The sequence below is a fragment of the Novosphingobium sediminis genome, from assembly GCF_007991615.1.
Lineage (GTDB): Bacteria > Pseudomonadota > Alphaproteobacteria > Sphingomonadales > Sphingomonadaceae > Novosphingobium > Novosphingobium sediminis.
Genome location: NZ_BJYR01000036.1, coordinates 1 through 24,862, shown reverse-complemented (window position 1 = coordinate 24,862; position 24,862 = coordinate 1). Strand labels below are relative to the sequence as shown.

At 60.1% G+C, this 24,862-nt stretch carries 31 protein-coding genes; 20 read left to right on the top strand and 11 right to left on the bottom strand.

The window, feature by feature from the left end; all coding sequences use genetic code 11:
* A partial coding sequence (locus NSE01_RS20170) for a YeeE/YedE thiosulfate transporter family protein (RefSeq protein WP_147161375.1) occupies positions 1–735 on the top strand: 735 nt, incomplete at its 5' end.
* A gap of 36 nt (positions 736–771) precedes the next feature.
* Here NSE01_RS20170 and NSE01_RS20165 read toward each other — a convergent pair.
* From NSE01_RS20165 to gap, 4 genes are all read right to left on the bottom strand, one after another.
* Positions 772–1,296, bottom strand: coding sequence for a MarR family winged helix-turn-helix transcriptional regulator (locus NSE01_RS20165; RefSeq protein WP_281289537.1), 525 nt, complete (start codon positions 1,294–1,296; stop codon positions 772–774).
* Positions 1,297–1,410: 114 nt separating this feature from the next.
* Positions 1,411–2,778, bottom strand: coding sequence for a cysteine--tRNA ligase (gene cysS, locus NSE01_RS20160; protein ID WP_147161374.1), 1,368 nt, complete (start codon positions 2,776–2,778; stop codon positions 1,411–1,413).
* A 54-nt stretch (positions 2,779–2,832) separates the two neighbouring features.
* Positions 2,833–3,135, bottom strand: a complete 303-nt coding sequence (locus NSE01_RS20155; RefSeq protein WP_069310779.1) for a DNA-binding protein — start codon at positions 3,133–3,135, stop codon at positions 2,833–2,835.
* A gap of 73 nt (positions 3,136–3,208) precedes the next feature.
* Entirely contained in the window at positions 3,209–4,216 is a 1,008-nt protein-coding gene (gene gap, locus NSE01_RS20150) for a type I glyceraldehyde-3-phosphate dehydrogenase (RefSeq protein ID WP_069310780.1), read from the bottom strand.
* A 724-nt stretch (positions 4,217–4,940) separates the two neighbouring features.
* Between gap and NSE01_RS20145 the strand changes: the two genes are divergently transcribed.
* Complete coding sequence (locus tag NSE01_RS20145) at positions 4,941–5,435, top strand: MarR family winged helix-turn-helix transcriptional regulator (RefSeq protein ID WP_210408504.1); 495 nt, start codon at positions 4,941–4,943, stop codon at positions 5,433–5,435.
* Between the two features lie 22 nt (positions 5,436–5,457).
* Here the strand turns inward: NSE01_RS20145 and NSE01_RS20140 are convergent, their stop codons facing one another.
* The 3 genes from NSE01_RS20140 to NSE01_RS20130 all read right to left on the bottom strand — a co-directional run bounded on the left by NSE01_RS20140 (position 5,458) and on the right by NSE01_RS20130 (position 8,060).
* Positions 5,458–6,216 carry a ZIP family metal transporter gene (locus NSE01_RS20140; protein ID WP_069311316.1) on the bottom strand — a complete coding sequence of 253 codons (759 nt, stop codon included), beginning with the start codon at positions 6,214–6,216 and terminating at the stop codon, positions 5,458–5,460.
* 66 nt (positions 6,217–6,282) lie between these two features.
* A complete protein-coding gene (gene msrA / locus NSE01_RS20135) occupies positions 6,283–6,786 on the bottom strand; it encodes a peptide-methionine (S)-S-oxide reductase MsrA (protein ID WP_147161377.1) in 504 nt (167 codons plus the stop codon).
* 44 nt (positions 6,787–6,830) lie between these two features.
* Complete coding sequence (locus tag NSE01_RS20130) at positions 6,831–8,060, bottom strand: bifunctional alpha/beta hydrolase/OsmC family protein (RefSeq protein WP_058193757.1); 1,230 nt, start codon at positions 8,058–8,060, stop codon at positions 6,831–6,833.
* A gap of 233 nt (positions 8,061–8,293) precedes the next feature.
* Between NSE01_RS20130 and NSE01_RS20125 the strand changes: the two genes are divergently transcribed.
* From NSE01_RS20125 to NSE01_RS20095, 7 genes are all read left to right on the top strand, one after another.
* Positions 8,294–9,169, top strand: coding sequence for a LysR family transcriptional regulator (locus NSE01_RS20125; RefSeq protein ID WP_170233918.1), 876 nt, complete (start codon positions 8,294–8,296; stop codon positions 9,167–9,169).
* 149 nt (positions 9,170–9,318) lie between these two features.
* Positions 9,319–9,762 (top strand): peptide-methionine (R)-S-oxide reductase MsrB, encoded by a 444-nt coding sequence (gene msrB / locus NSE01_RS20120; protein WP_058193748.1) that lies wholly within the window; start codon positions 9,319–9,321, stop codon positions 9,760–9,762.
* Position 9,763: 1 nt separating this feature from the next.
* Complete coding sequence (gene msrA, locus NSE01_RS20115; protein ID WP_058193745.1) at positions 9,764–10,303, top strand: peptide-methionine (S)-S-oxide reductase MsrA; 540 nt, start codon at positions 9,764–9,766, stop codon at positions 10,301–10,303.
* 132 nt (positions 10,304–10,435) lie between these two features.
* Positions 10,436–11,140 (top strand): glutathione S-transferase N-terminal domain-containing protein, encoded by a 705-nt coding sequence (locus NSE01_RS20110; protein WP_058193743.1) that lies wholly within the window; start codon positions 10,436–10,438, stop codon positions 11,138–11,140.
* Positions 11,137–12,105: a magnesium and cobalt transport protein CorA gene (locus NSE01_RS20105; protein WP_058193741.1), complete on the top strand. Its 969-nt coding sequence runs from the start codon at positions 11,137–11,139 to the stop codon at positions 12,103–12,105. The genes NSE01_RS20110 and NSE01_RS20105 overlap by 4 nt, the downstream gene beginning before the upstream one ends.
* Before the next feature lie 106 nt (positions 12,106–12,211).
* Positions 12,212–12,772: a hypothetical protein gene (locus NSE01_RS20100; protein ID WP_246135305.1), complete on the top strand. Its 561-nt coding sequence runs from the start codon at positions 12,212–12,214 to the stop codon at positions 12,770–12,772.
* Positions 12,773–12,856: 84 nt separating this feature from the next.
* Positions 12,857–13,306: a hypothetical protein gene (locus tag NSE01_RS20095; RefSeq protein WP_058193737.1), complete on the top strand. Its 450-nt coding sequence runs from the start codon at positions 12,857–12,859 to the stop codon at positions 13,304–13,306.
* A gap of 427 nt (positions 13,307–13,733) precedes the next feature.
* Here the strand turns inward: NSE01_RS20095 and NSE01_RS20085 are convergent, their stop codons facing one another.
* From NSE01_RS20085 to nadE, 4 genes are all read right to left on the bottom strand, one after another.
* Positions 13,734–14,993, bottom strand: a complete 1,260-nt coding sequence (locus NSE01_RS20085; protein ID WP_058193734.1) for an MFS transporter — start codon at positions 14,991–14,993, stop codon at positions 13,734–13,736.
* An 8-nt stretch (positions 14,994–15,001) separates the two neighbouring features.
* Positions 15,002–15,493: a DM13 domain-containing protein gene (locus NSE01_RS20080; protein ID WP_058193732.1), complete on the bottom strand. Its 492-nt coding sequence runs from the start codon at positions 15,491–15,493 to the stop codon at positions 15,002–15,004.
* Between the two features lie 3 nt (positions 15,494–15,496).
* Entirely contained in the window at positions 15,497–15,970 is a 474-nt protein-coding gene (locus NSE01_RS20075) for a peroxiredoxin family protein (protein WP_071537974.1), read from the bottom strand.
* A 261-nt stretch (positions 15,971–16,231) separates the two neighbouring features.
* Positions 16,232–17,056, bottom strand: a complete 825-nt coding sequence (gene nadE / locus NSE01_RS20070) for an NAD(+) synthase (protein WP_058193727.1) — start codon at positions 17,054–17,056, stop codon at positions 16,232–16,234.
* A gap of 351 nt (positions 17,057–17,407) precedes the next feature.
* On the opposite strand from nadE, the gene NSE01_RS20065 reads away from it, so the two are divergent.
* The 11 genes from NSE01_RS20065 to NSE01_RS20015 all read left to right on the top strand — a co-directional run.
* Positions 17,408–18,013: a sulfite oxidase-like oxidoreductase gene (locus NSE01_RS20065; protein ID WP_147161373.1), complete on the top strand. Its 606-nt coding sequence runs from the start codon at positions 17,408–17,410 to the stop codon at positions 18,011–18,013.
* Positions 18,006–18,752, top strand: coding sequence for a ferredoxin reductase (locus tag NSE01_RS20060; RefSeq protein ID WP_058193722.1), 747 nt, complete (start codon positions 18,006–18,008; stop codon positions 18,750–18,752). The genes NSE01_RS20065 and NSE01_RS20060 overlap by 8 nt, the downstream gene beginning before the upstream one ends.
* 118 nt (positions 18,753–18,870) lie before the next feature.
* Positions 18,871–20,136: a thiolase family protein gene (locus NSE01_RS20055; protein WP_071537973.1), complete on the top strand. Its 1,266-nt coding sequence runs from the start codon at positions 18,871–18,873 to the stop codon at positions 20,134–20,136.
* 14 nt (positions 20,137–20,150) lie between these two features.
* Entirely contained in the window at positions 20,151–20,702 is a 552-nt protein-coding gene (locus NSE01_RS20050) for a zinc-binding dehydrogenase (RefSeq protein ID WP_079979739.1), read from the top strand.
* Between the two features lie 66 nt (positions 20,703–20,768).
* A complete protein-coding gene (locus NSE01_RS20045; protein ID WP_058193720.1) occupies positions 20,769–22,373 on the top strand; it encodes a sensor histidine kinase in 1,605 nt (534 codons plus the stop codon).
* 16 nt (positions 22,374–22,389) lie between these two features.
* A complete protein-coding gene (locus tag NSE01_RS20040; protein ID WP_200969033.1) occupies positions 22,390–22,749 on the top strand; it encodes a response regulator in 360 nt (119 codons plus the stop codon).
* A 141-nt stretch (positions 22,750–22,890) separates the two neighbouring features.
* Positions 22,891–23,163 carry a glutaredoxin 3 gene (gene grxC / locus NSE01_RS20035; RefSeq protein WP_058193717.1) on the top strand — a complete coding sequence of 91 codons (273 nt, stop codon included), beginning with the start codon at positions 22,891–22,893 and terminating at the stop codon, positions 23,161–23,163.
* A gap of 56 nt (positions 23,164–23,219) precedes the next feature.
* Positions 23,220–23,501: a DUF427 domain-containing protein gene (locus NSE01_RS20030; protein WP_058193715.1), complete on the top strand. Its 282-nt coding sequence runs from the start codon at positions 23,220–23,222 to the stop codon at positions 23,499–23,501.
* Positions 23,502–23,673: 172 nt separating this feature from the next.
* Positions 23,674–23,940: a hypothetical protein gene (locus NSE01_RS20025; protein ID WP_058193713.1), complete on the top strand. Its 267-nt coding sequence runs from the start codon at positions 23,674–23,676 to the stop codon at positions 23,938–23,940.
* A gap of 190 nt (positions 23,941–24,130) precedes the next feature.
* Positions 24,131–24,631 carry a Dps family protein gene (locus NSE01_RS20020; protein WP_099503724.1) on the top strand — a complete coding sequence of 167 codons (501 nt, stop codon included), beginning with the start codon at positions 24,131–24,133 and terminating at the stop codon, positions 24,629–24,631.
* Positions 24,632–24,659: 28 nt separating this feature from the next.
* A partial coding sequence (locus NSE01_RS20015) for an alpha/beta fold hydrolase (RefSeq protein WP_174812071.1) occupies positions 24,660–24,862 on the top strand: 203 nt, incomplete at its 3' end.

Below are 24,862 nucleotides of genomic sequence, written 5' to 3'. Positions count from 1 at the left end.
AGCATCAACTGGCTTCTCTTAGTTGGAGCAATCGCATTTGGGCTAGGCGCACTGATCAACGACACTTGTCTTCTCGGGTCATTGGCACGCTTGGGCGATGGGGAGATAAGGCTTATAGCGCTGCCGCTTGGCTTGGCTTTCGGTATATGGGCGGCCGATCAAACAAGGTTCGGCTATGAGGCGTCATGGCCAAGCCTCACTGCTACTCCCACTCTGTTGGGCCTTGCGACGCTTGCCGGTCTTTTGTTGGTGCTTATGCTGTCGATCGTGTTCGTCTGTATAAAGCGCGTTGCGCGCAAGAGGCCGGCGTGGCCCTTCGCCGCGTCGATGATCGGCCTCGGCGTAACTGGCGGTCTATTGTACGCACTGTCACCAGCGTGGACCTTCGCTGACTTGATTCAACGCGGGCTTCCTCTCCGCATGTCACCATCAGGCGAGGTCACGCTTGTTACGGTGATCTCATCGGTCGCGGGTGCTCTCACGGCTTCCTTTCGGCAGGGCAATCTGCGTCTTCAACTGCCCACTGGCTATGGCATAATTCGATCGATCGTCGGTGGCGCTCTCATGGGTGTCGGTATAGCTCTCATACCCGGCGGGAACGACGCAATGATCTTGGCGGCTGTTCCTACGCTCTCTCCTGGCGGAATAGTCGCCTACCTTCTGATGACGCTGACCATCGTCATCGGCTTTGCCGCGCGGAACGCGCTGCCCGGCCGGCGCGCTCCCGCACTGTAGAGCCGCGAAAGCACTTCAAAATGGATGCCCGTGCGATCATTCCTGCCGTCGATACGGACGATGCCTTTCAACCGGGCAGTCGAGACAACGGGCCTGATCGCACAGCCGGCAAGTCGCAACCCCCCCGAGGGGATCGCACAGTAGAGACGACAGGATGGAGTCGGCCGCGCGCTCCAATGCGCCGCGATCCTCAACTGAAACCTTGCTGAGTAGCTCCGCCACAGCGGCGTTACGGAGGCCAAGCAACTTAGTTCTCTCTACTTGGCCGAGGGCGGTTAAAGTAACGTGAGCCACACGACGGTCAGAAGTCGATTGCGACTTCGCTACGAGTTTCTGATCCTCCAGCCTCTCGACGACGCGGACGGCGCCTGCGTGTGACAGTCGAAGGACTTGGCGGACCTGTCCGATCGACATGCCCGGCGCGTGACCGATAGCGATGAGAGCGGCAGCGGTCTCGCCACCAGCGCTGAAAGCCTCGCCGATCGCTATACGCACTCGATCCGCTACCGCTTGCGAAAGCGCGCCGAAAATGTTGATCAAGCGATCAGAGGGTTCATCCATCATCGCAACTCATTCGATATATGCGTCGCGCATACGATATCGAGTGAGTGTTGTCGAGCCGTCCCACGGGCAGGCTACAGAACTGCCAAGCCGCTAGAGCGCTACTATAGGAGTTCACAACCGTCGCCAGGTTGTCCCTGTAGGTCCATCCTCCAACGCGATACCCAAGTCTGTGAGTTCTGCGCGGATCCGGTCCGCCTCGGCGAAATCCTTTCGGCTCTTCGCGTCCGTGCGAGCGTCGATCAGACGGGCGACGTGATCTGATTCCCCACTAGGCCCGTCTAAAAAGAAGCGAAACCAACGTTCACGTCTCGAAAACAGCCCAAGGAGCATGCCGCTCGCAATGAGCGATTTCGGGTCATCGATCGCGACCAACTTTGAGAGCGCCAGCGGCGTGTTCAGGTCGTCGGCAAGGGCGTCGACGACAGCTTGATTGCAGTCATCGATGCCGAGTTCCTCATCGTCGATGAAACTAAACATCTTCAGTCGCCGATACAGTCGATCCAAAATCGTTTTTGTTTGGGAGAGCAGCGCCTCGTTCCACTCCAGCGGCTGCCGATAATGCGCTGACAGCAACGCCAGACGCAGCGTCTCGCCTCCGTGGCCCCGCTCCAGCAGTTCGCCGACGCTCACAACGTTGCCGAGGCTCTTTGACATCTTCCCAACACCGGCCGCAGTGTCCGTCATCGTCAGAAAGCCGTTGTGCAACCAGTAGCGTGCCAACGGCGAGCCTGCATGAGCCGACCGGCTTTGTGCGCTTTCGTTTTCATGATGGGGGAACACCAGATCAAGCCCGCCGCCATGAATGTCGATTGTCTCGCCGAGATTCTCTGCAATCATTGCCGAGCATCCGATGTGCCAGCCCGCGCGCCCACGCCCCCAGGGCGAGTCCCACCCGATTGCCTCCGGCGGTGACGGCTTCCACAGGACAAAATCGGCCGGATCCTTTTTGTAGGAAGCCACCTCCACCCGTGCGCCGGCGATCATTGCATCGCGGTCACGGCGTCCGAGCGCGCCATAGTGCAGGTCGGACGGGACATGAAACAGCACGTGGCCGTGTGCTTCATAGGCGAAGCCGCCCTCGAGAAGCTTAGAGATCATGGCGATCACGCCAGGAACATGGGCTGTGGCTTTCGGCGCGATATCCGGCGGGCGCACGCCTAGTGCGCCCATGTCGGCGAGGTACAGTTCCTCAAACCGCCGCGCGATAACTGACGGATGCACACCCTCCGCGCTCGCTTCATCGATGATCTTGTCGTCGACGTCAGTTACGTTGCGGGCATAGGTCACCGCATCCATTCCATAAACATGCCGCAGCAGGCGCGAAAGCACGTCGAAAATCACGGCCGGCCGCGCGTTCCCAATATGGGCGCGGCTGTAGACAGTCGGTCCGCACACATACATCGTGACCCGGGCAGGATTGCTCGGAACGAACACGCGCTTCTTAAGAGCAGCCGTATCGTGAAGCTTGATGATAGTCATCGCCGGCTCTCTCGCGCTCACGGCCTCTTGCCCGGCAGCGACGAATGCTCGGCTTCAGACGTCGTCGGTGCCCACCGGCCCACCTTCACCCTCCATTCGATTGATGGCGCGCACATCCTTGGCATTGAACTTAAGCCGCACCCCGATCCCCCCGCTCGAATCATCGTCGATAAAAACCGCGCCTCCGCGTTCGAGTGCATCGCGTAACCGAGCTATGTCGGCGAAATCGAGCCCCGCTCTGCCAGCTTCGAAATCCGCTATGGCGTCTTCCTGCAGCCCCGCCACTAAGGCAGCGTGAGCGCGGGGCCACTGAACAAGAGCACGCGCTGCGCGCGCCAATGGTCCAGTCATGCCCATGATCGCTCCTACCCGAATGTCGTTCTCGGCGAAGCAGGCAGCATCCCTATCGTAGCCGCCTGCATCCTGCCGGCTAGATCAGCTTGCCCATGGCTACTGCCGTATCCGCCATGCGCGTGGCGAAGCTCCACTCGTTGTCGTACCAGGCAAGGACCCGAACCATTCTGCCGTCCACGACGTCAGTTTGCGGCAGAGCGACGATGGCGGATTCGCTGCGGTGGGTGAGATCGATTGAAACAAGGGGTTCTGAGGTCGTCGCGAGCACACCCTGCATCGACCCTTCAGCGGCCTGCCGAATGGCGTCGTTGACTTCCTCGATCGACACTTCACGGGCGGCTGACACACTCAAGTCCACGACAGATACGTTGGGCGTCGGTACGCGGATGGACGATCCGTGAAGCTTCCCTCTCAGCTCTGGGAGTACGAGCCCGATCGCGTTCGCGGCGCCAGTAGACGTCGGGATCATAGAGAGTGCGGCAGCACGCGCGCGGTAAAGGTCCTTGTGGACGGTGTCCAATGTCGGCTGGTCGCCCGTATAGGCGTGCACCGTCGTCATATATCCGCGCTCGATGCCGAAGAGATCGTTCAAAACCTTGGCTACCGGCGCGAGCACGTTCGTCGTGCAAGAGCCGTTCGAGACGATTATGTCATCTCGCGTTAGAGCGTCGTGATTGACCTTGAAGACGATGGTCTTATCAGCCCCCTCGCTAGGCGCTGAAACCAATACTCGCTTCGCGCCTGCCCGAAGGTGGGATTGTGCCTTTCCGCTCGTCGTGAAAAGCCCAGTGCACTCGAGCACGACATCGACGCCAAGCGATGCATGCGGGAGGTCTGCCGGATCACGCTCCGAAACAACTTTAATCCTTCCGGAACCGACGTCGATCCAGTCCTCGCCCGCTGCGATAGAGCCCCGGAAGGGACCATGCACCGAGTCGTACTTGAGGAGATGCGCCATCGTGGTGACGGGACCAAGATCGTTGATGGCCACCACCTCAATGTCTTGGCGGCGATGCTCGACAATCGAGCGCAACGCGAGGCGTCCGATACGTCCGAAGCCATTTATTGCGACCTTGATCGTCATGCGCGTCTCCGCTTGTCCGTAGTTCAAGCCGCTTGATCGACGGCCTTCCTCGGCGTTCGCCCTGGCGTACCGCTCATCGCCGACGGCCGGCTGAAGCCGACGGCCCTGAAAGACCGAAACGGTTGAGTATGTATGCGCCGCGCATAGACCTATCGCGAGGAGAGTAGAACGTCAACACGTTGCCAGTGCGCCCATGGCGTTGCGTTCAGCCAAGTGTAGTTGCAGGTCGCCGTCACGGTTGCGCGCCTGACAGGAGGTATCGCCTTTGTGCCGGACAGAGATGCGCAAAAGGCGCTCGCTGCCCAACGAGCAACAGGCGAGGTCCGCGATCGCATGCTGATTGACCTCGGAACACGTAGCTCCGCCGCACACGCGGTCCAATGCCTAGGCGCAGGAGTCGCGCAAGCCTGCGGATAACGAGGTCGCCACGTCTAGCGGGACGACCGAGGTGATTCGTGTCCCGGCTCGGTGGTCATGCGGTCAATCTCGCGAACATCATAGCCGATAGCTATCGATTGAAGGGCGTCTTGAGCGCTGCGACATCTCATAGCTACAGCGGGGGGAGTCCCGTAACCGACTGTAAAGCATTGTAAAAGCGCGCTTTCCTAACGCAGTCTCTCCGCAAATCGTGTAAGAGTTTGGCTTGCTGTCTATGCTCCGCGCACATATAGATGCGGCAATGGATGGACCTCGAGATCGCAACATTTTCGGGGCGTTCGCACTCATGATCAGCGACGACATCGTTCGCGCTAGTTCATCGCGGGCGCCGGAAGCTGGCCCTGCTGCCTCTGCATTGGCGCTGCTCGCGCACAAGCCTGGGCTATCTATTCGTATGCTCGCGGTCGGCGTGGGCCTGTCACACGCAGGAACGGTTCGTCTCGTGGACCGGCTAGCGGCCGAAGGGCTGATCGAACGCCGGGGTCATTCAACAGACGGACGCACGCGGTCTCTCTATCTCACTGAGTCAGGGAAGGTTGCGAGCGACGGCGTGCTCGCATCGCGGGACGAAGTCATCGCCGAGGGTCTTTCGATCCTCGATCCTGCCGAAGTGAAGCTCCTGTGCGATATCGCCGAACGCGTCCTCCGCGCTCGTTTGGAGAACCTCGAGCACTCATATCGGATTTGTCGGCTCTGCTGCTACGATGGCTGCACCAACTGTCCAATCGACGCCGAACTGCACGAAAGAGGCGTGGATCGAGAAGGCAGCGACGGCGCGTAACCAGCTTGTTGACGTGGCGGCGTCAGTGCTGCGCGATCAAATAAGCTGCGAGGAAGCCCACAACGGTTATGAAACCGATGAACGGAGGCGCCTTTTCGAAGGCTTCTGGAATCATTGCCTCAGCCAGCATCGCGATGACCGCGCCCGCAGCGAAGGAAAGAATTGCGGGAGCTTGCGTATCGGCCGAACCAAAAAGCAGATTGCCCAAAGCTGCTGAAATGCCCACGAGAAGTGGGATGCCGATCCAGATCGTGAAGATGTAGCGTCGAGATCGCCCGGCGACTTTCATACCCGATGTACTCGACAGACCCTGCGGCACGTTTGCGAGAAAGAATCCAGCGATCACCGCAACGCTGATCGCGCCGCCGTTCGCGACCGACATCCCGATCACCATCGCTTCCGGGATGCCGTCAAGGACGCTGCCGAGCGCGATCGCAGCGCCGCTCCCGTGCTGCTCGCCCTCACGCGGCTGCTCGGTGCATTCACCGCATCGCTTGCGATTCTTCGCGCCACGCCGAGACAGGTAGAAATTGGCTCCGCTGAAGATCGCAGCGCCGGCAAGCAGCGCGATGACCGCTGTGGGCCCGAGATCGTCCGAGACCCGTTCTCCAATGAGCTCGGTGGCTACAACTGCTATCAGAACACCGCCGCCAAAGCCCATGACGGCTGAAATCATGCGGTGAGTGAGCTTGCCAAAGAGGGCATCCGCGACGATCGCGCCGACAAGCAGCCCACTGCCTGACAGCAATCCCCACAGGCCCGCGATCACGTACTCAGGCATCACGACCTCGCTTCGCATCGCGAGACGCGAAGCCGAACATGAGACAAAGCCGCGCCAGTTTGGAACTCATCGATCTGACCTGTCCAAGCGCCAATTCGCTCGCTCGAAATGGCAGCTATAACCCTGGGGATTCCGGGCGAGATAGAGTTGGTGCTCAGCTTCCGCCTCCCAGAACGGCTCCTCCGGGTTGATTTCGGATACCACCGGGCCAGGCCAGCGGCCTGACGCTTCGATCTCGGCGATCGTTTTTAAGGCCACGTCCATTTGGGCCTGCGACGTGTAAAAGATCGCCGAACGATAGCTTGGACCGACGTCGCTACCTTGCTGCTCGTAAGTTGTCGGGTCGTGGTTCTGGAAGAAATATTCCAGGATCTTGCGATAGCTCGTCACCGCCGGATCAAATGTGATCTCAACCGCTTCCGCATGGCCATGATGACGAGCATATGTAGGGTCAGGCATCTCTCCGCCTATGTAGCCAACGCGCGTGCCTACGACCCCCCTGGCTCGCCGAAACAAATCCTCCAAGCCCCAGAAACACCCACCAGCAAGGATTGCGCGTTCTCGACGCATGGTTTCGCTAACTGATTGACCGTGACTTTTTGCGGAAGTCACGATTACGGCTCCACCTTCGTGGGCGTGATGAATGCTAATCCGTCTATCAACTCGGTTTGCACATCCGACCCTCGGAGGAGCGTCAAGTCCACCGGACAGCGATCAGCAATCTCAAGTATCCGCGCACGCTGCTCATCACTCAACGGCCCCTCCAGAACGACCGTCCGTTTGAAGCGATCGGGGGGCATCATATCTGCCACTTTCATGTGCTCGACGGTCGTGCTCGCGCGCTCAAGCGGAAATCCCTTGCGGTTCGCGTAAAGTCGCATCGTCATGACGGTGCAGGCCGCTAGACCGGCTGACACCAATTCATAAGGGGACAATCCGCTGCCAAGTCCGCCGACCGACGGCGGCTCGTCCGCAAACAAAGTGTGCTCGCCGCTGCGCACCGTAAGCTGGAACTTTCCGGCTAGCGTCTCCGTGGCGCTCACGCCCTTCGCCGCTTCAACTTGCGGGAGGTCGTCCACGAGTGGCGGAAGAAAGCGGTTGGCCCAGGCAGCGACCATAGCGGCAGCGTAGTTCGCGTCGCCTGCATCGCTGAGGAGGTGATCCGCCGTATCAAGCGATATGAAGCTCTTTGGGTGGCGCGAGGAGACGAAGATGCGCGACGCATGGTTGATCCCAACCACCTGATCGACCGGGGAGTGCATAACCAGCACCGGACGTCGTAGTGAGTTGATGGCCGTCTCCACATCGATTGCTTGCAAAGACTCGATGAAGCTACGACTGATCACGAATGATCGACCGGCGATTTCGACCGAGGCTTCCCCGTCTTCCCTGATGGCGTCGAGGTCATCTTGCTTAAAGATGCTCAGGATATGGTGCAGGTCCGCCGGCGCACCGATCGTTGCCACCGCAGCGACATCTGGTAGCTCTGACGCGGCTACGATTGCTGCAAGGCCGCCAAGACTATGCCCGATAAGAAGAGAGGGGGTCTTACCGGCGGCCTTCATCGCCTTTGCGCCTGACCTGATATCCTGAACGTCCGAGGCGAAGTTCAAAGCATCGGCGGTCGGCTCGCCGATCCCAGCGCCGGCAAAGTCAAATCTCAAGACGCCGATGCCCGCGCGCGACAACGCGCGCGATATGTGAACTGCGGCACGGTTGTCTTTTCCGCAGGTGAAGCAATGGGCGAAAATCGCCCAGCCGCGAGGTGTTCCCTCCGGGGGTTCTAGCCGCCCGGAAATCCGTGAACCTGCCGCGTTGAGAAACGTGAACGCAGTGCCTGCCATGTCTTCGAGCCTCCCACACGCCGCGGTGCGAGCGTGCCAGCGCGCAAACTCGGCCGAACCGATCGACATATTCGCGACCAAACCCAGCACCGCAGGACATCTCTTTTATATGCGTGGCGCATATAGACAAGCCCCTCGGTCATGATTATATGCGTCACGCATACTTCTGTAGGGCGTCCGCGGGGGACGTTCAGTCAGCGGTAGCATCTGTCAGGCGCACGGGCCGAAGGGCTATGGAACTCAATCAGGTCAGCTATTTCATCAACTTGGCCGAGACGCTGAATTTCACGGCAGCTGCTCGTCTTAGTGGTGTCTCCCAACCAAGCCTGACCCGCGCGATCCGCCGCCTGGAGGAAGAACTTGGTGGACCGCTGATTTATCGTGACGGGAAGAACAGCAGGCTCACCGGCCTCGGTCAGGATGTCGAACTCGAGTTCCGCCGCATGCTGGTCGCGATGAAAAGCGTAAGGCATCACTCGGAAAACTGGGCCATGGGACGACACCGCGTTCTCGATGTCGCGGTCGCTCCGACGGTCGGCCCAAAGGCTTTCACGACATTTTTCGACAGCGCCTTGGAAGAGGTTCCGTCAATCGAGATCAAACTGCATTCGCTACAGTCGAGCGAAGACACGTCGGAGGTGCTCTCAGGTAAGTACCATGCTTGCATCCTACCCCGCGAATCGAGACCGGACCGCAAGCTCGATGTCCGGCCCCTGTTCAAGGAACGGTTCGTGCTGGGCTGCTCCGTCAATCACCCTTTAGCGGAGACCGACACCGTTCGCGGCGAAGACCTCCTGGCCTTCCCGTTCGTGGATCGGCTGAAATGCGAGTTCCGCGATCAGATCCTCGATCACTTCGCTCGGCGGGAGGTGCTCGTCCGCCCTCGTTTTCGCTCAGATCGAGATGATTGGGTCCAGCGTGTCGTCGCTGAAGGGCGGGGGATTTGCATTCTGCCTGAACGATCGGCTGCCGCGCCTGGCTTGGTAACCAGACCGATTGAGGGTTTCGCCCTGGAACGTGAGGTGGTGATCGCGACCGTTTCAGGGTCCACGGCGCCGGTCGAGATACGGAAAATTGCACAACTCGCAGCGCGTTACGAGTGGAGTTGACCTCGCAAGCAAAGTGCACGGGCGGTATCAAAACTATACACACGACGTATTGGATAAAAACTGGAGCCGCTGCGATAGTTGAGGCGACCACCGCAAAGATAAACTGAACGTAGTGTGCCTGGACCTCTAACTAAGTATTGGAGACCATCATGAAGTTTGAGAAATCAAAGGAAGCAATTGAGCGCCTGACGCCGGAACAGCGCCGGGTCACCCAGCAGGACGGCACCGAGCGGCCCTTCACCGGCGAGTACAACGATAACAAGGAGGCGGGCATCTACGTCGACGTCGTATCCGGTGAGCCGTTGTTCGCGTCGACGGACAAGTTCGAGTCGGGCACCGGCTGGCCGAGTTTCACCAAGCCGATCGTCCCGGCGCACGTCAACGAGGTTCGAGACAGCTCGCATGGGATGGTACGGACTGAAGTTCGCTCAGTACACGGCGACAGCCATCTCGGTCACGTGTTTCCGGATGGTCCGTCCGACCGCGGCGGCCTGCGCTACTGCATCAACTCAGCAGCGCTTCGCTTCATCCCACGCGATGAGATGGAAGCCGCGGGCTACGGTGAATATCTCGATCAAGTAGAGGAGGCCTAACATGCAGCAGCGCGCTGTTCTCGCAGGCGGGTGCTTCTGGGGTATGCAGGATCTGATCCGCAAGCAGCCCGGAATCGTCTCGACCCGCGTGGGTTACACCGGTGGCGACGTGCCAAACGCCACCTATCGCAATCATGGCACGCATGCCGAAGGGATCGAAATCATCTTCGACCCCGAGGTGACGAACTATCGCAACATCCTGGAGTATTTTTTCCAGATCCACGATCCGACCACGAAGAACCGTCAGGGCAATGACCGCGGACTCTCATACCGGTCGGGCATCTACTACGTCGACGACGAACAAAAGCGCGTCGCAGAAGACACGATCGCTGATGTTGACGCATCCGGACTGTGGGACGGCAAGGTGGTCACCGAAGTCGAACCCGTTGGGGATTTCTGGGAAGCAGAGCCAGAGCACCAGGATTATCTGGAGAAGCGGCCGGGTGGCTACACCTGCCATTTCCCTCGCGCAAACTGGGTGCTCCCCAAACGTAATGACGCTGGCGACACTCAGCGCACCGCCGGAGAGGCAGCGGAATAGCTGCAACGGCCAGCGCGGCTAAGCCCCTGGATCGTAAGCATCGGGACCGCATCGACCAGCGATGCGGTCCCCGAGCCAGCCAATCAGGCGGTCACGCTTCTTCGCTGAAATCACGTTGTGGGATCGCCCAGCATGCCAGACCTTTCATCGTTTCCGATCACTCAGCGCTGGCCCGCCTCCAACACTGATCTGTTGCAGCTCTATGCGGCTCCGACGCCAAACGGCGTCAAGGTCTCCATCATGCTGGAGGAGACCGGCCTCCCATACGAGCCGCACTTCATCGACATCAGCCGGAATGAGACCAAAGACCCGGCTTTCGTGTCTCTAAATCCCAACGGCCGCATACCCGCGATCATTGACCCATCCGGTCCGGACGGTGAGCCGCTCGGTCTTTGGGAATCCGGTGCGATCCTCGTCTATCTTGCCGAGAAGACCGGCCAACTGATCCCAGCGGCGGCAGCCAGGCGTTACGAAGCGCTCAGTTGGGTATTTTTCCAAATGTCGGCGATCGGCCCGATGTTCGGTCAACTGGGTTTCTTCCTGCGTTGGGGCGGCAAGGACTATGAGGACAAGCGGCCTCAGCAGCGGTTCGCCGACGAGTCCAAGCGCCTCCTGGGGGTGTTGGATCGCCAGCTCGAAGGGCGCAACTGGATCGTCGAGGACTACTCCGTCGCCGACATTGCGACGCTCGGCTGGGTCAATGCCCTGGTCGGCAGCTATGACGCCGGCGACCTGCTGCGCCTTGACGATCACCGGAACGTCCGAGCGTGGCTAGACCGCGGCCTTGCTCGGCCAGCTGTGCAGCGGGGCCTGCTCATCCCGGCGAGGCCGGCATGAGCGTCATCGCCGCGTATTACTACAACGAGGGTCGGCGGATCCGCGAAGTCGCGATCGACGAGCGCGTCGAGCTCGACAAGAGCCGTTCGGGCTTCTGCTGGATTGGGCTCAGCGAGCCGTCAATAGGCGAACTGAAGACGCTTCAGGCGACCTACAATCTGCATCCATTGGCGATCGACAACGCGATGCACCCGATGTGCCCGCCGAAGCTCGAAGTTTACAATGGCGAGCTTTACGTCGTCGCCCAGACGGCCGAGCTGGTTGGAGATCGCATACGCTACGGCAAAACGGCGATCTTCACTGGCCATAACCACCTCATCACCGTGCGCCACGGCAACGCCGGGGCATTGGGCAATCTTCGAGAGCAACTGGAGGGCTCGCCCGCCCAGTTCGGAAAGGGCGTCGATTACGTCCTTCACGCGATCCTGCACCGGATCGTAGATCAGTATCTTCCCATCTTCGAAATGATCGAAGATGACGTTCTCGAGATGGAGAGGCGGTCGCTCGACGATTTCCTCGGGCGAGAGGAAGTCGCCCGCATCTTCGGCTTACGATGCGAGCTAACGCGCTTTCAGCGTACGCTCGGCGCTATGGCGGAGCTGGTGCGCAAGCTCGTGCGCGGACACTTTCCATGCATCAGCGCTGAAGTTCGCCCCTACTTCAACGACGTCGCGGACCATGTCGATCGCGTTCAGTCCATGGTCGACGGCCTCCTCCAGGTGTTGTCCACTGTTTTCGAATTCAGCAGCCTGCTGGAAGCGCAGAGAACAGGTGTCATCACGCGCCAACTCGCGGCCTGGGCGGCCATCCTTGCGGTCCCGACGGCCATAGCGGGGATATACGGGATGAACTTCAGGAACATGCCTGAGCTGGATACAGCCTACGGCTACTTCGTCGTGCTCGGACTGATGTTGACGTTCTGCCTGTTCCTGTTCGTGCGCTTCAAGCGAGCAAAATGGCTATGACGGAAGCCCACGCTTCGCGCGCTGATTGGTCGATGCGCCATTGCGTGCTCTCCGCCCTGGCGCGATCCTTCCAATGCGAATTCGAGGTGCGTTTATGCCGACCCAAGTGACAGACGTTCTGGATGCCGTGCAGTCCTTCGTGGCGAAAGGCTATGACCGAGAATATCGCGTGAAGGACGGCGCTCTCGTCGATCTCGAACTCGGATCAACGCTCGATCCATGCAGCATTCGCGTCGACGCAGCATTGCGTCTCGAAAGCGGGGACGGGGCCGAAGACGCGTCCAACATTTACGCCATCACCGATCCGGCGACCGAGCACAAAGGCCTGCTGATCGATGCGTTCGACGTATTTGACGAGATATGTCACCGCGACCTGTCTGAACGGCTTATCGAGCACCGCGAGACAGCCCCGGCTGGCGACGAGGACGTCCCGAGCAAGCATGGGCTGCGCAAGGTCTATAAAAGCGAGTTCGATCGCGATCCGGAGCGCTACGTGTTGAGAGAGGGCTTTCCGGACTTTCCAGCGTGTCCGTTCGGGGGCGCATTCAGCATCCTCGGCTTCGATACTGCAGAACAGTCCTACGTTTGGCTCGTCACGAGCATCATTCGGGACCCTCGGCTAATCAGAATTCCCTACCAGGGCGAAGACGTCATTAGCGACGAATGACTCGTTCGCTGTTCGCGGAGACCGCTTCTCGAGCAATCGCCCAGGATGTGCGTCGGCTCCAAATCACGAAGTAACGAGGACAAGATGGACTGGAACAAAGACCACATTCGGGAGACCATGCTGTCGCTTGAGACGGCCGCACTACACAGCGCTCGAGACAACTATCTCGATTACGTTTCCACCGCGCGCCTCGATCGGAGCGAGCCGATAGAGAACGACGAGCAGGCGCAAGCCGAGGTCGCAAGCGATTTCGCTGAAGCGCTCGACGACACTCTCGATGATTATGCGGATAAGCTCGACAAGCTGCGTGCGATCGATTTCGGGCCGAAGTCAGCCGTTGCGGAGGGCGCCGTCATCAAGCTGTCCGGCAAGTACTTCGTGATCGCAGTGTCGACGAGTAGGTTTACCTGTCATGGGCGTGAGCTCATGGGTATTTCCACGATGGCCCCGATCTTCGAGGCGATCGAGGGTGCGCGGGCGGGTGAAACCGTGCAGTTCAACGGCCGGGACCTCACCGTTGAGGCCGTTGCCTAGGCGAGGACCCGCCGTGCTGCATTATGCAGCCCCACAGAAATTCAATCCGGATCTTAGGCGGCCGCGGCCCAGCGGTTGGCACACACAACATCTGGGGGGTGAGGCTGCGGACAGATAGCGTCAAAAGCCTTGCCGACCCAACGGCTATCTCCCGGGGCCGTTACATCGAACCGATGTTGAGTTTATGCCCCTAGAGACGCTCATGATCCCCACGCCCCACCACGGAAAGCCTACCTGCACAGCCAGAAGACCGAAGGCCATGCCATACACGCTGGCTCCCAACGCCAAGGGAAGGATGGCAAGAGCACCCCGCTTCATTTCATGGGCCCCGCTTTGAGCGGGAGCACACACTGTCTCGTCCATGGCGGGCTTCGCTTCGTTTGGGCCAAGCGTCTGCATCAGCTGACTGGCCTTCGGCCGCGAATGATCATTTCTGTGGCTTAGCTTGCGTTGTTATCATCGCATCGAGGGATCCGGTGATCATCGCCGTGCTTGGGCAGCGTATGGCGCGTGTCTCGATGGCGCGGTGAGTACGCCTGCGCGCACCGGCCAACACCGCCAGCGCAGTGAGCAACGCCGCCGCGTAGAGAAACAAGCCGCCGGGCCCCACTAAATCCATCACTACTCCCCCGATGAGCGGCCCAGCAGCGGTCCCGATACCGTTGAGCAGAAGAAGCCCGCGAGCTGTGCCCAGAAGCCGACCCGCAGGAAGATCGTCGTTGGCGACGGCTAGACATAGCGAATAGATGGGAATGCCGAAGCCGCCGAACAGCGCGCCCGCGGCGAGTAGCAGAGGCAGAGGCGCGTCCGCCGCCATCGCTACGGCGATAGCGGACGCTGCGGAAGCCAGGGCCGCGCCGGCGATGACGAGGTTTCGCGACACCTGGTCCGATAGCCATCCGAGAGGCCATTGCAGGGCGAGCGTCCCACCAAGGACTGCCGCCATGAACGCGGATATGCCGCCCACATCGAGGCCGATCCTCTGTGCAAAGTTAGGTCCCAAGCCCCAGAAACCGCCTATGGCCAGGCCCGCCAGGAAGACGCCGACCGATGCTAGAGGCGAGACCGCGAAAAGATCGCGGAAGGCGACGGGTTCCTGTCGAACATCGGCCGGCGGATGGCTGGGCAGCAGAGTGACTGGGACGACCGCCGCCGATATCAGCAGTGAGACGATCAGGAACAGGGTCACGTCTGCAGGTGGGGCCACGTTTAGAAGTGCTTGGCCAAGAGCCCACGAGCCCATCGAAACGACGCCGAAGATCGACAAGAGCTGACCGCGTGTGGACGGAATAGCGTGAGCGTTGAGCCAACTCTCAGTCGCAAGGATCATGCCGGCATAGGCGAAGCCGGTTACAAGCCGAAGTGGCATCCATGCGCTCGCGTCTACGAATGCGACATGGAGGAGAGAAGTCATCGAAGCGATCGCCGCGAAGCCAGCGAAGGTCCTGACGTGACCGACAGACACGATGATCCGGGGCAAAACCAGCGCGCCGATCGTGAAGCCCGCGAAATAAAAGGACATCATTGCGCTGATCGTCCCGGCCGAGAAGCCTTCCTGACCAGCTCTCACAATCAGGAGAGTACCCAGCAGACCATTGCCCAGGAGCAGTGTGGCGACACTTAACAACAGCGCCGCAACCGGAGCCAAAACGAGTCCCCGCGCGCACGCTGCCTTTACGTCGTCCATCGCCTGGCTCATTTCCGAGCCTGACGCGGAGGCTGATACTCCGCGGAACTGATGAACTGAGCAAAGGCTTCGCACCAGATGACAACGGTGCTGTAGTCTCGAACATCGATATCGGCGGGCACCTCTACGATGAAGCCGTTGAACGTTTTCACATCGCCCACCCGAGCGGATGCGTCCTTGATCGCGAGGAACGCTTCCTCTGTGTCGACGAAGTGTGGGGTGAGATAGAGCTTGTAGTCCGGCCCCGGCGAGAGGCGGCCGATGTGCGCGATCCGGAGAGGCAAGACCCGCACTTCACCTTCGCCCCAATGCAGCAGGTCGCTGCCGGCGAGATCCCGAACAAGCCTTCCGGAATAAAGCGCTTCAGGCGTCGAGCTGCGCAGGACAGCTTCGGTCGGCGAAACCGGCGCGGTCAGGATCGGGAGCATGTAGATGCCACCAGCAAAGCCTGCGGCGGCGGCGGCGATATGGGTGGCGGCTAGAATGAGCCAACGTGGCATCTTTCACGTGCTCTCCAGTTCCGCCACCAAACGATCCGCGTCGAGATGAAAATCCGAGAAGACGATGCGACCGTTGGCGTTGATGACGGTAAACCACGGCGTTCCCCGTGTTCTGTAATCTTCCATGAATGTGGGAAAAGCCGCGCCAGCTGGCGGCTCGTCATGCCCGAAAGCAATGGGGAGATTGTATTCGACTTGATTGATGCGCAGTTTCTCGAAGGTATTTTCGTGGGCACCTTCGAAGACCGTTTGGATCACTGCAAACCCGACACCTCTGGATTCCAGCGCTCCGTGCAATTTCTGCAGAGTGGGAAATCCATGCAGATGGCAGCCACGGCACCAATGCTGAAACGCGAACACGATCTTCGGGCCTACGCCCAGATCCGATAGTTGGATCGGCGTGGCGAGGTTGCCGCCATCTACACCGATCCACCGTTGCACACGAAGCTGAGGAGCTTGACGTTCGGCCGGGCTCATTCTTCTCTCCAACCACGATGCAGACACCCGATGCCTGGCGAAACATCGCGTCCACAGCGGCTTTGCTATGCGTTACTGCTCCCTGAGCCAGAGGGTCGCGTGGTCGATGAGACCAATGCTCTTCTCAACTATACCCATCGAAACAAAGCGTTCGCGTGATCGACTATGAATTCCCACGCTGAACTTTTCCAATAGCGACGTGACATAGTTTCTATATCTTCGACGGGAGCAAATCGGAGCGTGCGTTCGACCTGGGTGACGTCAAATCTGGAAAGCGGGCGCAGCAGGTAGCTTACGTTTGTGGGCTGTCGCTCGGTACGCTTCTTCGATTGTCTCTACAGCCGTCGGCGCCACGACGCGTCCCTCGAGGTAATCGTCGATCTCATCGTAGGTCACGCCGTAGACATCCTCATCTGGGCGCAACGGCATGAGATCGTCCAAATCCGCAGTCGGAACCTTGCCGATTATCTCAGGCGGGGCGCCAAGGTGAACCCCAATCGCGCGAACACGTCGCTTGTTGAGACCCGCGAGAGGCAGAACATCCGCGGCGCCATCGCCAAATTTGGTGAAGAACCCCATGACCGCTTCCGCTGCATGGTCCGTACCGATCACTAGGCCACCCAGGCTTCCAGCGAGCGCGAATTGAGCAATCATGCGCTGGCGCGCCTTGACGTTACCTAGCGCTCTGCCGCGGTCGTGAGGATCAACTGGATCGTATCCGGAGTACGTCAGTTCCGCCCAAAGAGCGTCCGTTGCGGGCCTCACATTGATCGCCACCGTACGGTCAGGCTTGATCGTCGAGAGAGCAAGTTGAGCATCGTGCTCATCCGACTGAATGCCATAAGGTAGCCGCACCGCAAGAAACTCGCACTCGTACCCGGTGCGGCGAAGCTCCTTCACGGCCGATTGCGCCAGCAGGCCCGCGGTCAGGGAATCGACGCCCCCGCTGATTCCAAGCACATACGCTCGCTGGCCAGACCTTCTCAAATAATCGCGAAGGAAGCCGATACGGCTCGCGGCCTCTTGTTCAGCATCGAACGTTTGAGAGACGCCGAGCGCTGCGATGATTTCAGCTTGAGCGTGCATGGCGACCTCATGACGTGAACCGCAAGCAGGCGATGACCGTGCCTTCTCCGTCCGACAGCCGGCGGCGTTCGCCTAACATCCCACGGGCGCACATACGCGTGCAACGCTGGTCGGAAGGTATTGAAACTATAGCGAGCAGACATTGGGCAAAGATGCTGCTCTACCGCTATAGTCGAGGTGCGATTAGCGCGATTCATAGTGATGATAAACAGATCTATACTGATACGGCATTCGGTTGTCTGAGTTTCAGCCTGTCGATCCATTCGGCATCATGCAAGTGCGAAGATCATCTACGCAGTAGCCTGAGATTAAGTCGGTTCCGGTCTGTCGTGACGAGCAAGGGGGTTCGGCATGGTCACCAGAGGTTTCACCGGCCGCGATTCAGGCGGCGACCACGATGGCCGCATTCCGCCGGGTCAACATCTCGTAGAAAATTTTCCCGTACTGACCGCGGGACCGACGCCACGTATCGAGACATCCGACTGGAAGTTTACGGTCAAGATCGGTCCAAAGCCGATCAAGGTCTGGACCTGGAGCGAGTTTAACGCCCTTCCGAAAACCAACGTAACTAAAGACATACACTGCGTTACGTCATGGTCGAAGCTCGACACCAAGTGGGAAGGCGTGCTGATCGAAGACATCCTCGCGGATGCAGGACTCGAGCGGCCCACCGATTTCGTCTTGGCCCACTGCTACGATGGCTATTCGACCAATGTCCCGCTCGCCGACCTTCTGGCCGGTAAGGCGATGGTCGCGACTGGGTATGCGGGCGAGCCGCTTCCCCGTGATCATGGCGGACCGGCGCGCCTGCTAGTACCTCATCTATACTTTTGGAAGTCCGCCAAATGGGTGAATGGGCTGCAGTTCACGACGCGTGATGAAGCTGGCTTCTGGGAACTGCGCGGCTATCACATCTACGGCGATCCGTGGCGCGAACAACGGTACACCCATGACTGAGATCGACGCGCAACCCGCGTCGTGGCAGTCATGTGTGATCGACGAGATCGTCCAGCAGACCCCAAGTATAAAGAGCTTTTTCCTGCTGCTACGGGAGCCTTTCTTCCATACCGCCGGCCAGCACGTTGACGTGCGCCTGACCGCCCCCAATGGCTATCAAGCGATGCGCAGCTATTCGATTGCATCGTCGGCTGCCTCGTCCCCGATCCTCGAGTTGGCAATAGAGCGTCTGCCCGATGGCGAAGTCTCGCCGTTCTTCCACGACGTCGCCGCTCCTGGCGACGAAATCGAACTTAGAGGTCCTCTCGGTGGCCACTTTTTGTGGCCCGAACCTGCTGACGACCCGGTGCTGCTGATCGGCGCAGGTTCGGGCTTGGTCCCACTGATGGCAATGATCAGGCAGCGCCAAGCACTGGCCCAGGCCGTTCCAGTTGCGCTGCTCTTGTCCGCTCGGACCAGTCGCGACGTACTCTTCTCCAGCGAACTTCGCTCGATCGAGATGCGTGATTCTGCGTTGGTCCTAGCCGTCGCGATAACGCGCGAAGCGCCAATGCGCGCCTCGGACTTTGGCCGACGGATCGACGCCGAGATGGTCAAGGAGACGATCGCCCGCCTGGGTCGAGATCCTGCCCACGTGTTCGTTTGCGGGTCCAACGGTTTCGTCAACATCGCGACGGACGGCGCGTTAGCGGCCGGGCTCGACGCCTCGATCATTAAGACTGAGCGCTATGGAGGGTAGAGGCAGCGAAATGGTCGAATCCCTCCAGACGAAAGCGCTCAACTACGGCCCAGGCCGGGGAGCCTGAGCGCACTACGCCGCGTCGCTTATTCGAACCTTTGTCTTTCGGGAGACCACTGTGAGCCGCTTTGCAGAACCAGTTTTCGTAGCCGCAGGCCTTCGGACCCCTTTTGGGCGCGGCGGGGGAGCACTGGCGAATTATGACGCGGTCTCCTTATCCGTGCCCGTCGTTCAGGAGATGGGGAAGCTTGCCGAGCCCGACCTCGTTGTCTGGGGAAGCGTCATCCCAAACCTGGGCTGGAGCAATATCGCTCGTGAGGTATGGCTAGACGCGAAACTCAATCCCAATGTCCCGGCATTCTCCGTTGTTCTTGCGTGCTCAACCAGCATGACCGCGTGTTTCGCTGCGGCCGGCATGCTCGGTGGCGGCCTTAACTTGATCATGGTCGGCGGCTCTGAGGTCATGAGCCGGCCATCGCTCGCGCTTACCCCCGAGGCATCAAAGCGGCTCACCGATTTGTTCGCGCAGGATGCCGCAGCAGCACTTGCCGCCTTGGGGGCGCTGGCTCCTACCGACTATGTGCTCCCGACGAAGGGATGGGCCAACCGCCTTACCGGCAGGACGATGGGCGATCACATGGAGGAGACCGCCAAGGCGTGGCGGATCTCGCGTGAGGCACAGGACGACTGGGCTCTCAAGAGCCACCAGCGAGCGATCGCCGGTTGGGACAGCGGTTTCTTCGATGACCTCGTGATTGCACTGCCGGAACTTGCCCGCGATGCAAACCCGCGTGCGGACACGTCCGCCGAACGGCTGTCAGGTCTGAAGCCGGCCTTTGATCGCGAGAGCGGCATGGGTAGCCTGACAGCTGGCAACAGCTCTCCGATCACAGATGGGGCGGCCGGCTGTTGGGTGTCCAATGAAGAAGGTTTGCAGAGGCTCCCCGAAGGCACGGCTCACGTGCGGCTCGTCGACTTCGAAATATCTGCGGTCGACCTCCACACGGAGGGGCTTCTGATGGCACCGTCATATGCCATTCCGCGTCTGCTCGCGCGACATCAGCTGGCATTCTCCGACATTGCCCTTTGGGAGATCCACGAAGCCTTCGCGGCACAGGTCTTGGCCAATGTCGCAGCCATCACCGATCCGAATTGGGTCCGAGAGAAGGCCGGCGTCTCGCCCGAGATGGGTAACTTCGACTGGGATCGCGTCAATCCCAACGGCGGTTCGGTAGCTATCGGGCATCCCTTCGGCGCGACTGGCGCGCGTGACCTCAGCCAAGCCGTCAAAGAGCTGTGGGCCATGCCGGTCGGGTCTCTCGGGATCGTCAGCATCTGTGCCGACGGCGGTCAAGGCACCGTCGCCCTCCTCGAACGCGTCTGATTGGGGGGTATGAGATGAAGGCGATCCGCTTCCATGAGTTCGGCGCTCCCGAGGTCCTCCGCTATGAGGATGCGCCACTAGCTGTCGCGTCAAGCCGGCACGAGGCTTTCCTCCGCGAACTGGGTGCTGACGAGTTCATCGACTACACGCAGACCAAGCCCGAAGACGATGTGCGCGACGTCGATCTCGTCGTCGACGCTGTCGGCGGCCCGGCCGCGAGCCGCTTTCTGCAGACCATCCGTCCGGGCGGCGCGCTGTTCCCGATTTTTCCCCTCGGCTTTGCCGGACATGACGAGGCTGCCGGCCGGGGGGTGACCGTTTCGGCGACTCAGGTTCGTTCCAACGGCGATCAGTTGGCCAAGCTAGCTCAACTACTCGATAGCGGTGCGGTTCGCGTCGCCGTGGACAGCACATTCCCGCTTTCCGAAGCGGCTGCCGCTCATCATCGAGCAGAGGCAGGCCACATCCAGGGCAAGATCGTTCTGACTATTGGTGCCGCCGCCGATCAGAGCCGCGACACGGGGGGCCCGTCATCGCAGTGGCCGCCGCGCGTGAGGGGGCACTGACGTGACTAAGCCAAAGCGCATGATCGGCCATGTTCAGGCTTCAAGGCCCCGACCGGGAGAGCTCTGGTGAGCCTGAACTCTGACAAAACAGATTTCGGGCCGGCACAGCGGGCGAAGGCGCTTGCGGACCTCATGGTCCTCGACACGCCGGAAGAGCAAGCCTTCGACGATCTCGTTTTCGTCGCGGCAAAGGCTTGCGACGTTCCGATCGCGCTCATCACTCTCCTCGACACCGACCGTCAATGGTTCAAGGCCAAGTACGGGCTCGAGGTGTGCGAGACCGAAATCGAACACTCGGTCTGTCGGATCGAGATCGATCAGGGCGACCTCTTGGAAATCGTCGATCTCACAAATGACGCGCGGACCAAGCGCAATCCGCTCGTCACCGGCGTCAGGCACTTTCGCGCCTACGCTGGCGCACCGCTCATGCTGCGATCCGGCGCGATCGTTGGTCGGCTCTGCGTCATCGATACCGCTCCGCGGCCTAAAGGGCTCAGCGAAGCGGAAAAGGCGATGCTTCAGGCACTTGCTCGCCTCGCCAGCGAAAATCTTGAACTGCGCCGTGTCGCCAACGCGAGCGAGCGCCTCACGGGGCTGCAGACAGCCTTGGTCGAGATCGGCGAGACCATACGAAGCAGTCACGACACCGCCGAGATGGCGTCGGCTACCGCCGCCATCGTGGGCAGGGCGCTTGCCACGGACCGGGCCGGGTTCGGATCCGTCGACGATGACGTCGAGACCATTGACGTCGAAACAGATTGGACGGCGCCCGGGATTATGAGCATCGCCGGCCGCCACCGTCTCGAAGAGTACGGAAGCTTGCGCAAGCCGCTCGTCGGTGGCGACCCCCTGATCGTTTGGGACGCCCTAACCGACGACCGCACGCTCCATAATCTCGAGAGCGCAGTGCGTGTCGGCGTTCGGTCTCTGGTCGACATGCCAGTGAGAGATCGAGGCAAGACCATCGCCGTCTTCTTTGTCCATTCGGCGCACCCCCGACCGTGGCCAGCAGAAGAAATCTCGTTCCTGCGGAGCGCGGCGGACCGGCTCGAGGCTGGGGTCGCGAGGCTCCGCACCGAGCAGCAGCAAGTCATCGTGAATGGTGAGATCGCTCACCGCTTGAAGAACATGCTCACTATGGTTCAGGCCATCGCGAGCCAAACGTTGCGAAACGTCACCGATCGCGATGCAGTCTACGCCTTTGAGCGCCGTCTGATGGCTCTTAGCGCGGCGCACGACGCCTTGCTTCAAATGAGTTGGACGCAGGCTGACTTGCAAACGATCGCCGCGACCGTGATTGACGCGATAGGATTCTCGGATCGGGTCGACATGAGTGGCCCTACGGTGGCCCTTGGGCCGCGAGCGGCGCTCTCTTTTTCGCTGATAGTGCACGAGTTGCTGACCAACGCCTGCAAGTACGGCGCGCTGAGCAATGATCACGGCGAGGTGTCTCTGACGTGGGGCATACTGAACGGGCAGGAGAGCGATCTTCTAAGCATCCAATGGCGTGAGCGCGGGGGACCACCCGTCGTCCCGCCGACGCGCAGAGGTTTTGGTTCGAAGCTGATCAACATCGGCCTTGTCGGCACAGGAGGCGTCGATGTCCGCTACGAGCCCTCCGGGTTAGCTGCTGATCTACACGCCTCCATGCGTCACCTGGTTCAAGGTTGATGGGAGTATGCGTGGAATGGTGAAACCCGTGGTGCTCGTCGTCGAAGACGAGCCACTCCTTCGTCTGTTCGCATCGGACATGATCGAGGAAGCAGGATTCGAAGTGCTTCAGGCGTCGGATGCGTCCGATGCGCTCGTAACTTTGCAAGATCGGCTCGACATCCGTGTCGTCTTCACTGATGTGAACATGCCCGGCGGCATCGATGGAATCATGCTCGCCATCCGCATTCGCGAGCGCTGGCCCGCCATCCAGATCATCATCACGTCCGGCAGGCCGTGGCCGGAAGCAGCGGTCGTGCCGCAGGACATCGTCTTCTTTCAAAAGCCTTATCGCCGGGACCGCGTCTTAGACACGGTCCGAAGGATGGCAGCGTGATGGCCCAACTCATCCGCAATCGGACTTTCGAAACCGAAACCCTTGAGCTCGCCGCTCGGTCCCATGCCTACACCTTCGCAGAGGTCGACGTCCCCCAAGCATCGGCCGCAACCCCACACATGAACGATCGGAGACGAGGAAATGAAACCAGACATCCTCCTTTACACCACGAGCTGGTGCCCGTTCTGCCGTCGCGCGAAGGCACTTCTCACTGAAAAAGGCGTGCAGTGGACCGAGCACGACATCGAGTCCGACCCGGCACACCGAAAGACGATGATCAAGGCGTCGGGCCGCAGCACCGTGCCCCAAATCTTCATCAACGGAACGCACGTCGGTGGCTCCGACGATCTCGCCCGGCTCGATGCCGATGGCGAACTGGACAAGCTTCTTGCGGGCGGGGCGCCCGCGAACTGACTGGGCTTCGCCTCGGCCTGCCGGCCCGAGGGCGATAGGCGACACAGGAGGTTTTTATGGTCTCAGCAATTTGGAAAGACGCCACCATCGCTACGAGCGACGAAACGGTAGTCGTCGACGGCAATCACTATTTCCCGCCCAAAGACGTCGACCACAGCCGGCTCGAACGGAGTGAGCAGACTTCGGTCTGCCCTGTGAAGGGATCCGCCCACTATTTCCACATTCGTGTAGGCGGCGAGCGCAACCTAAATGCCGCTTGGACCTATCCTGACCCAACGGCCAGCGCTGAAGCGATTAGAGGCTACTTTGCTTTCTGGAAAGGCGTGGATGTTGCGTAGCGGTCGGTCATTTTCCAACGCTCACAAAGCTGGGTTTCTTTGGGATGATAACGTGCGGATGACGCTTGGCCGACATTAGAAGTCTGAGCGCGGTCGGCTGACTCTGGACTCGTTGGCCGTTAGGGAAACAACGGGGTTCAAACCGTCCTTCAGATGAGTGTGGTGGGGTCGGATGGAGCGGGCAAAGTTTGATGCGGCCTTCAAGGAACTGCCGGAAGGTTACAGCGAAGGCATCTACGACGGTCGACGGTTCGGCGTGACCGTGCGTCGATCGAAGGATGGACGACGGAACAGTCTTTTCGCCCGGGAGTTGGCAGGCTCAGACCTTATCAGCTTCAATCTTTATCGCGTCTCTTCCGGGAAGGCGTCGCTCAAGCCGTGTGAGATGTCGGCGGATAAGGTTGTAGCGTTCGTTCTGAGCTATCGACCGGACGCCTGAAGAACAAGGCGCTCGCAGCGTCCCTAGGCATCGAATTTCAGCAGCGCCTTTCGGCTCCACCAAGGATATCGAAACTATAGCGACGATTTATTGGACGGGATCATTCAGTAAATCCTTCTTCTACACCGCAGCGTCAGAGGAGGCACGACGCTGATATCCCGCAGAATATTCAATCGAGGAAGTCCTAGCGATGACGAAATCTAGTTCCGCACCCGCTCCGACGCCATCTGACCTCGACGAAAGCGCGGCCATGACTGTCGCCGATGCTCTCAAGATCATCTTGGCGAACAGCTATGCTATTTACCTGAAAACGAAGAACTTCCATTGGCACGTCTCCGGGCCATATTTCAGGGATTATCACCTGCTCCTCGACGAGCAGGCGGCCGAGATACTCGCTGCCACTGACGCGATCGCAGAGCGCGCCCGGAAGACGGGTAACACCACGCTACGATCGATCGGCGATATCGCTCGCCATCAAACGATCAAGGACAACGACGCGGATTTCGTGACGCCGCAGGACATGCTCGCTGAGCTGCGCGCTGACAACCTACACATGGTGGAGTCACTGCGTCGCGCCAAGGACGTGGCGGACAAAGCCAAGGACAACGCAACTTCCGGCCTGATCGACACCTGGACCGACGAGGCGGAGCGACGCGCCTGGTTCTTGTTCGAAGTCGGTCGACCAGCCTGAAGCTCGATCTCACGGGAAGGGAAACTCGATGGCCTCGTCTCTTGTCCGCACCGAGTACATTGAGGTCGACAGCGGCCGTATCGCCTTCGACGACACCGGCGGTCCGGGGCACATCGTGCTGTGCATTCCAGGGATGGGCGATCTGCGATCCGAATATCGGCTCCTAGGGCCCGACCTAAAGCAGGCAGAATTCCGCGTCGTCACGATGGATGTGCGGGGATTCGGCGAAAC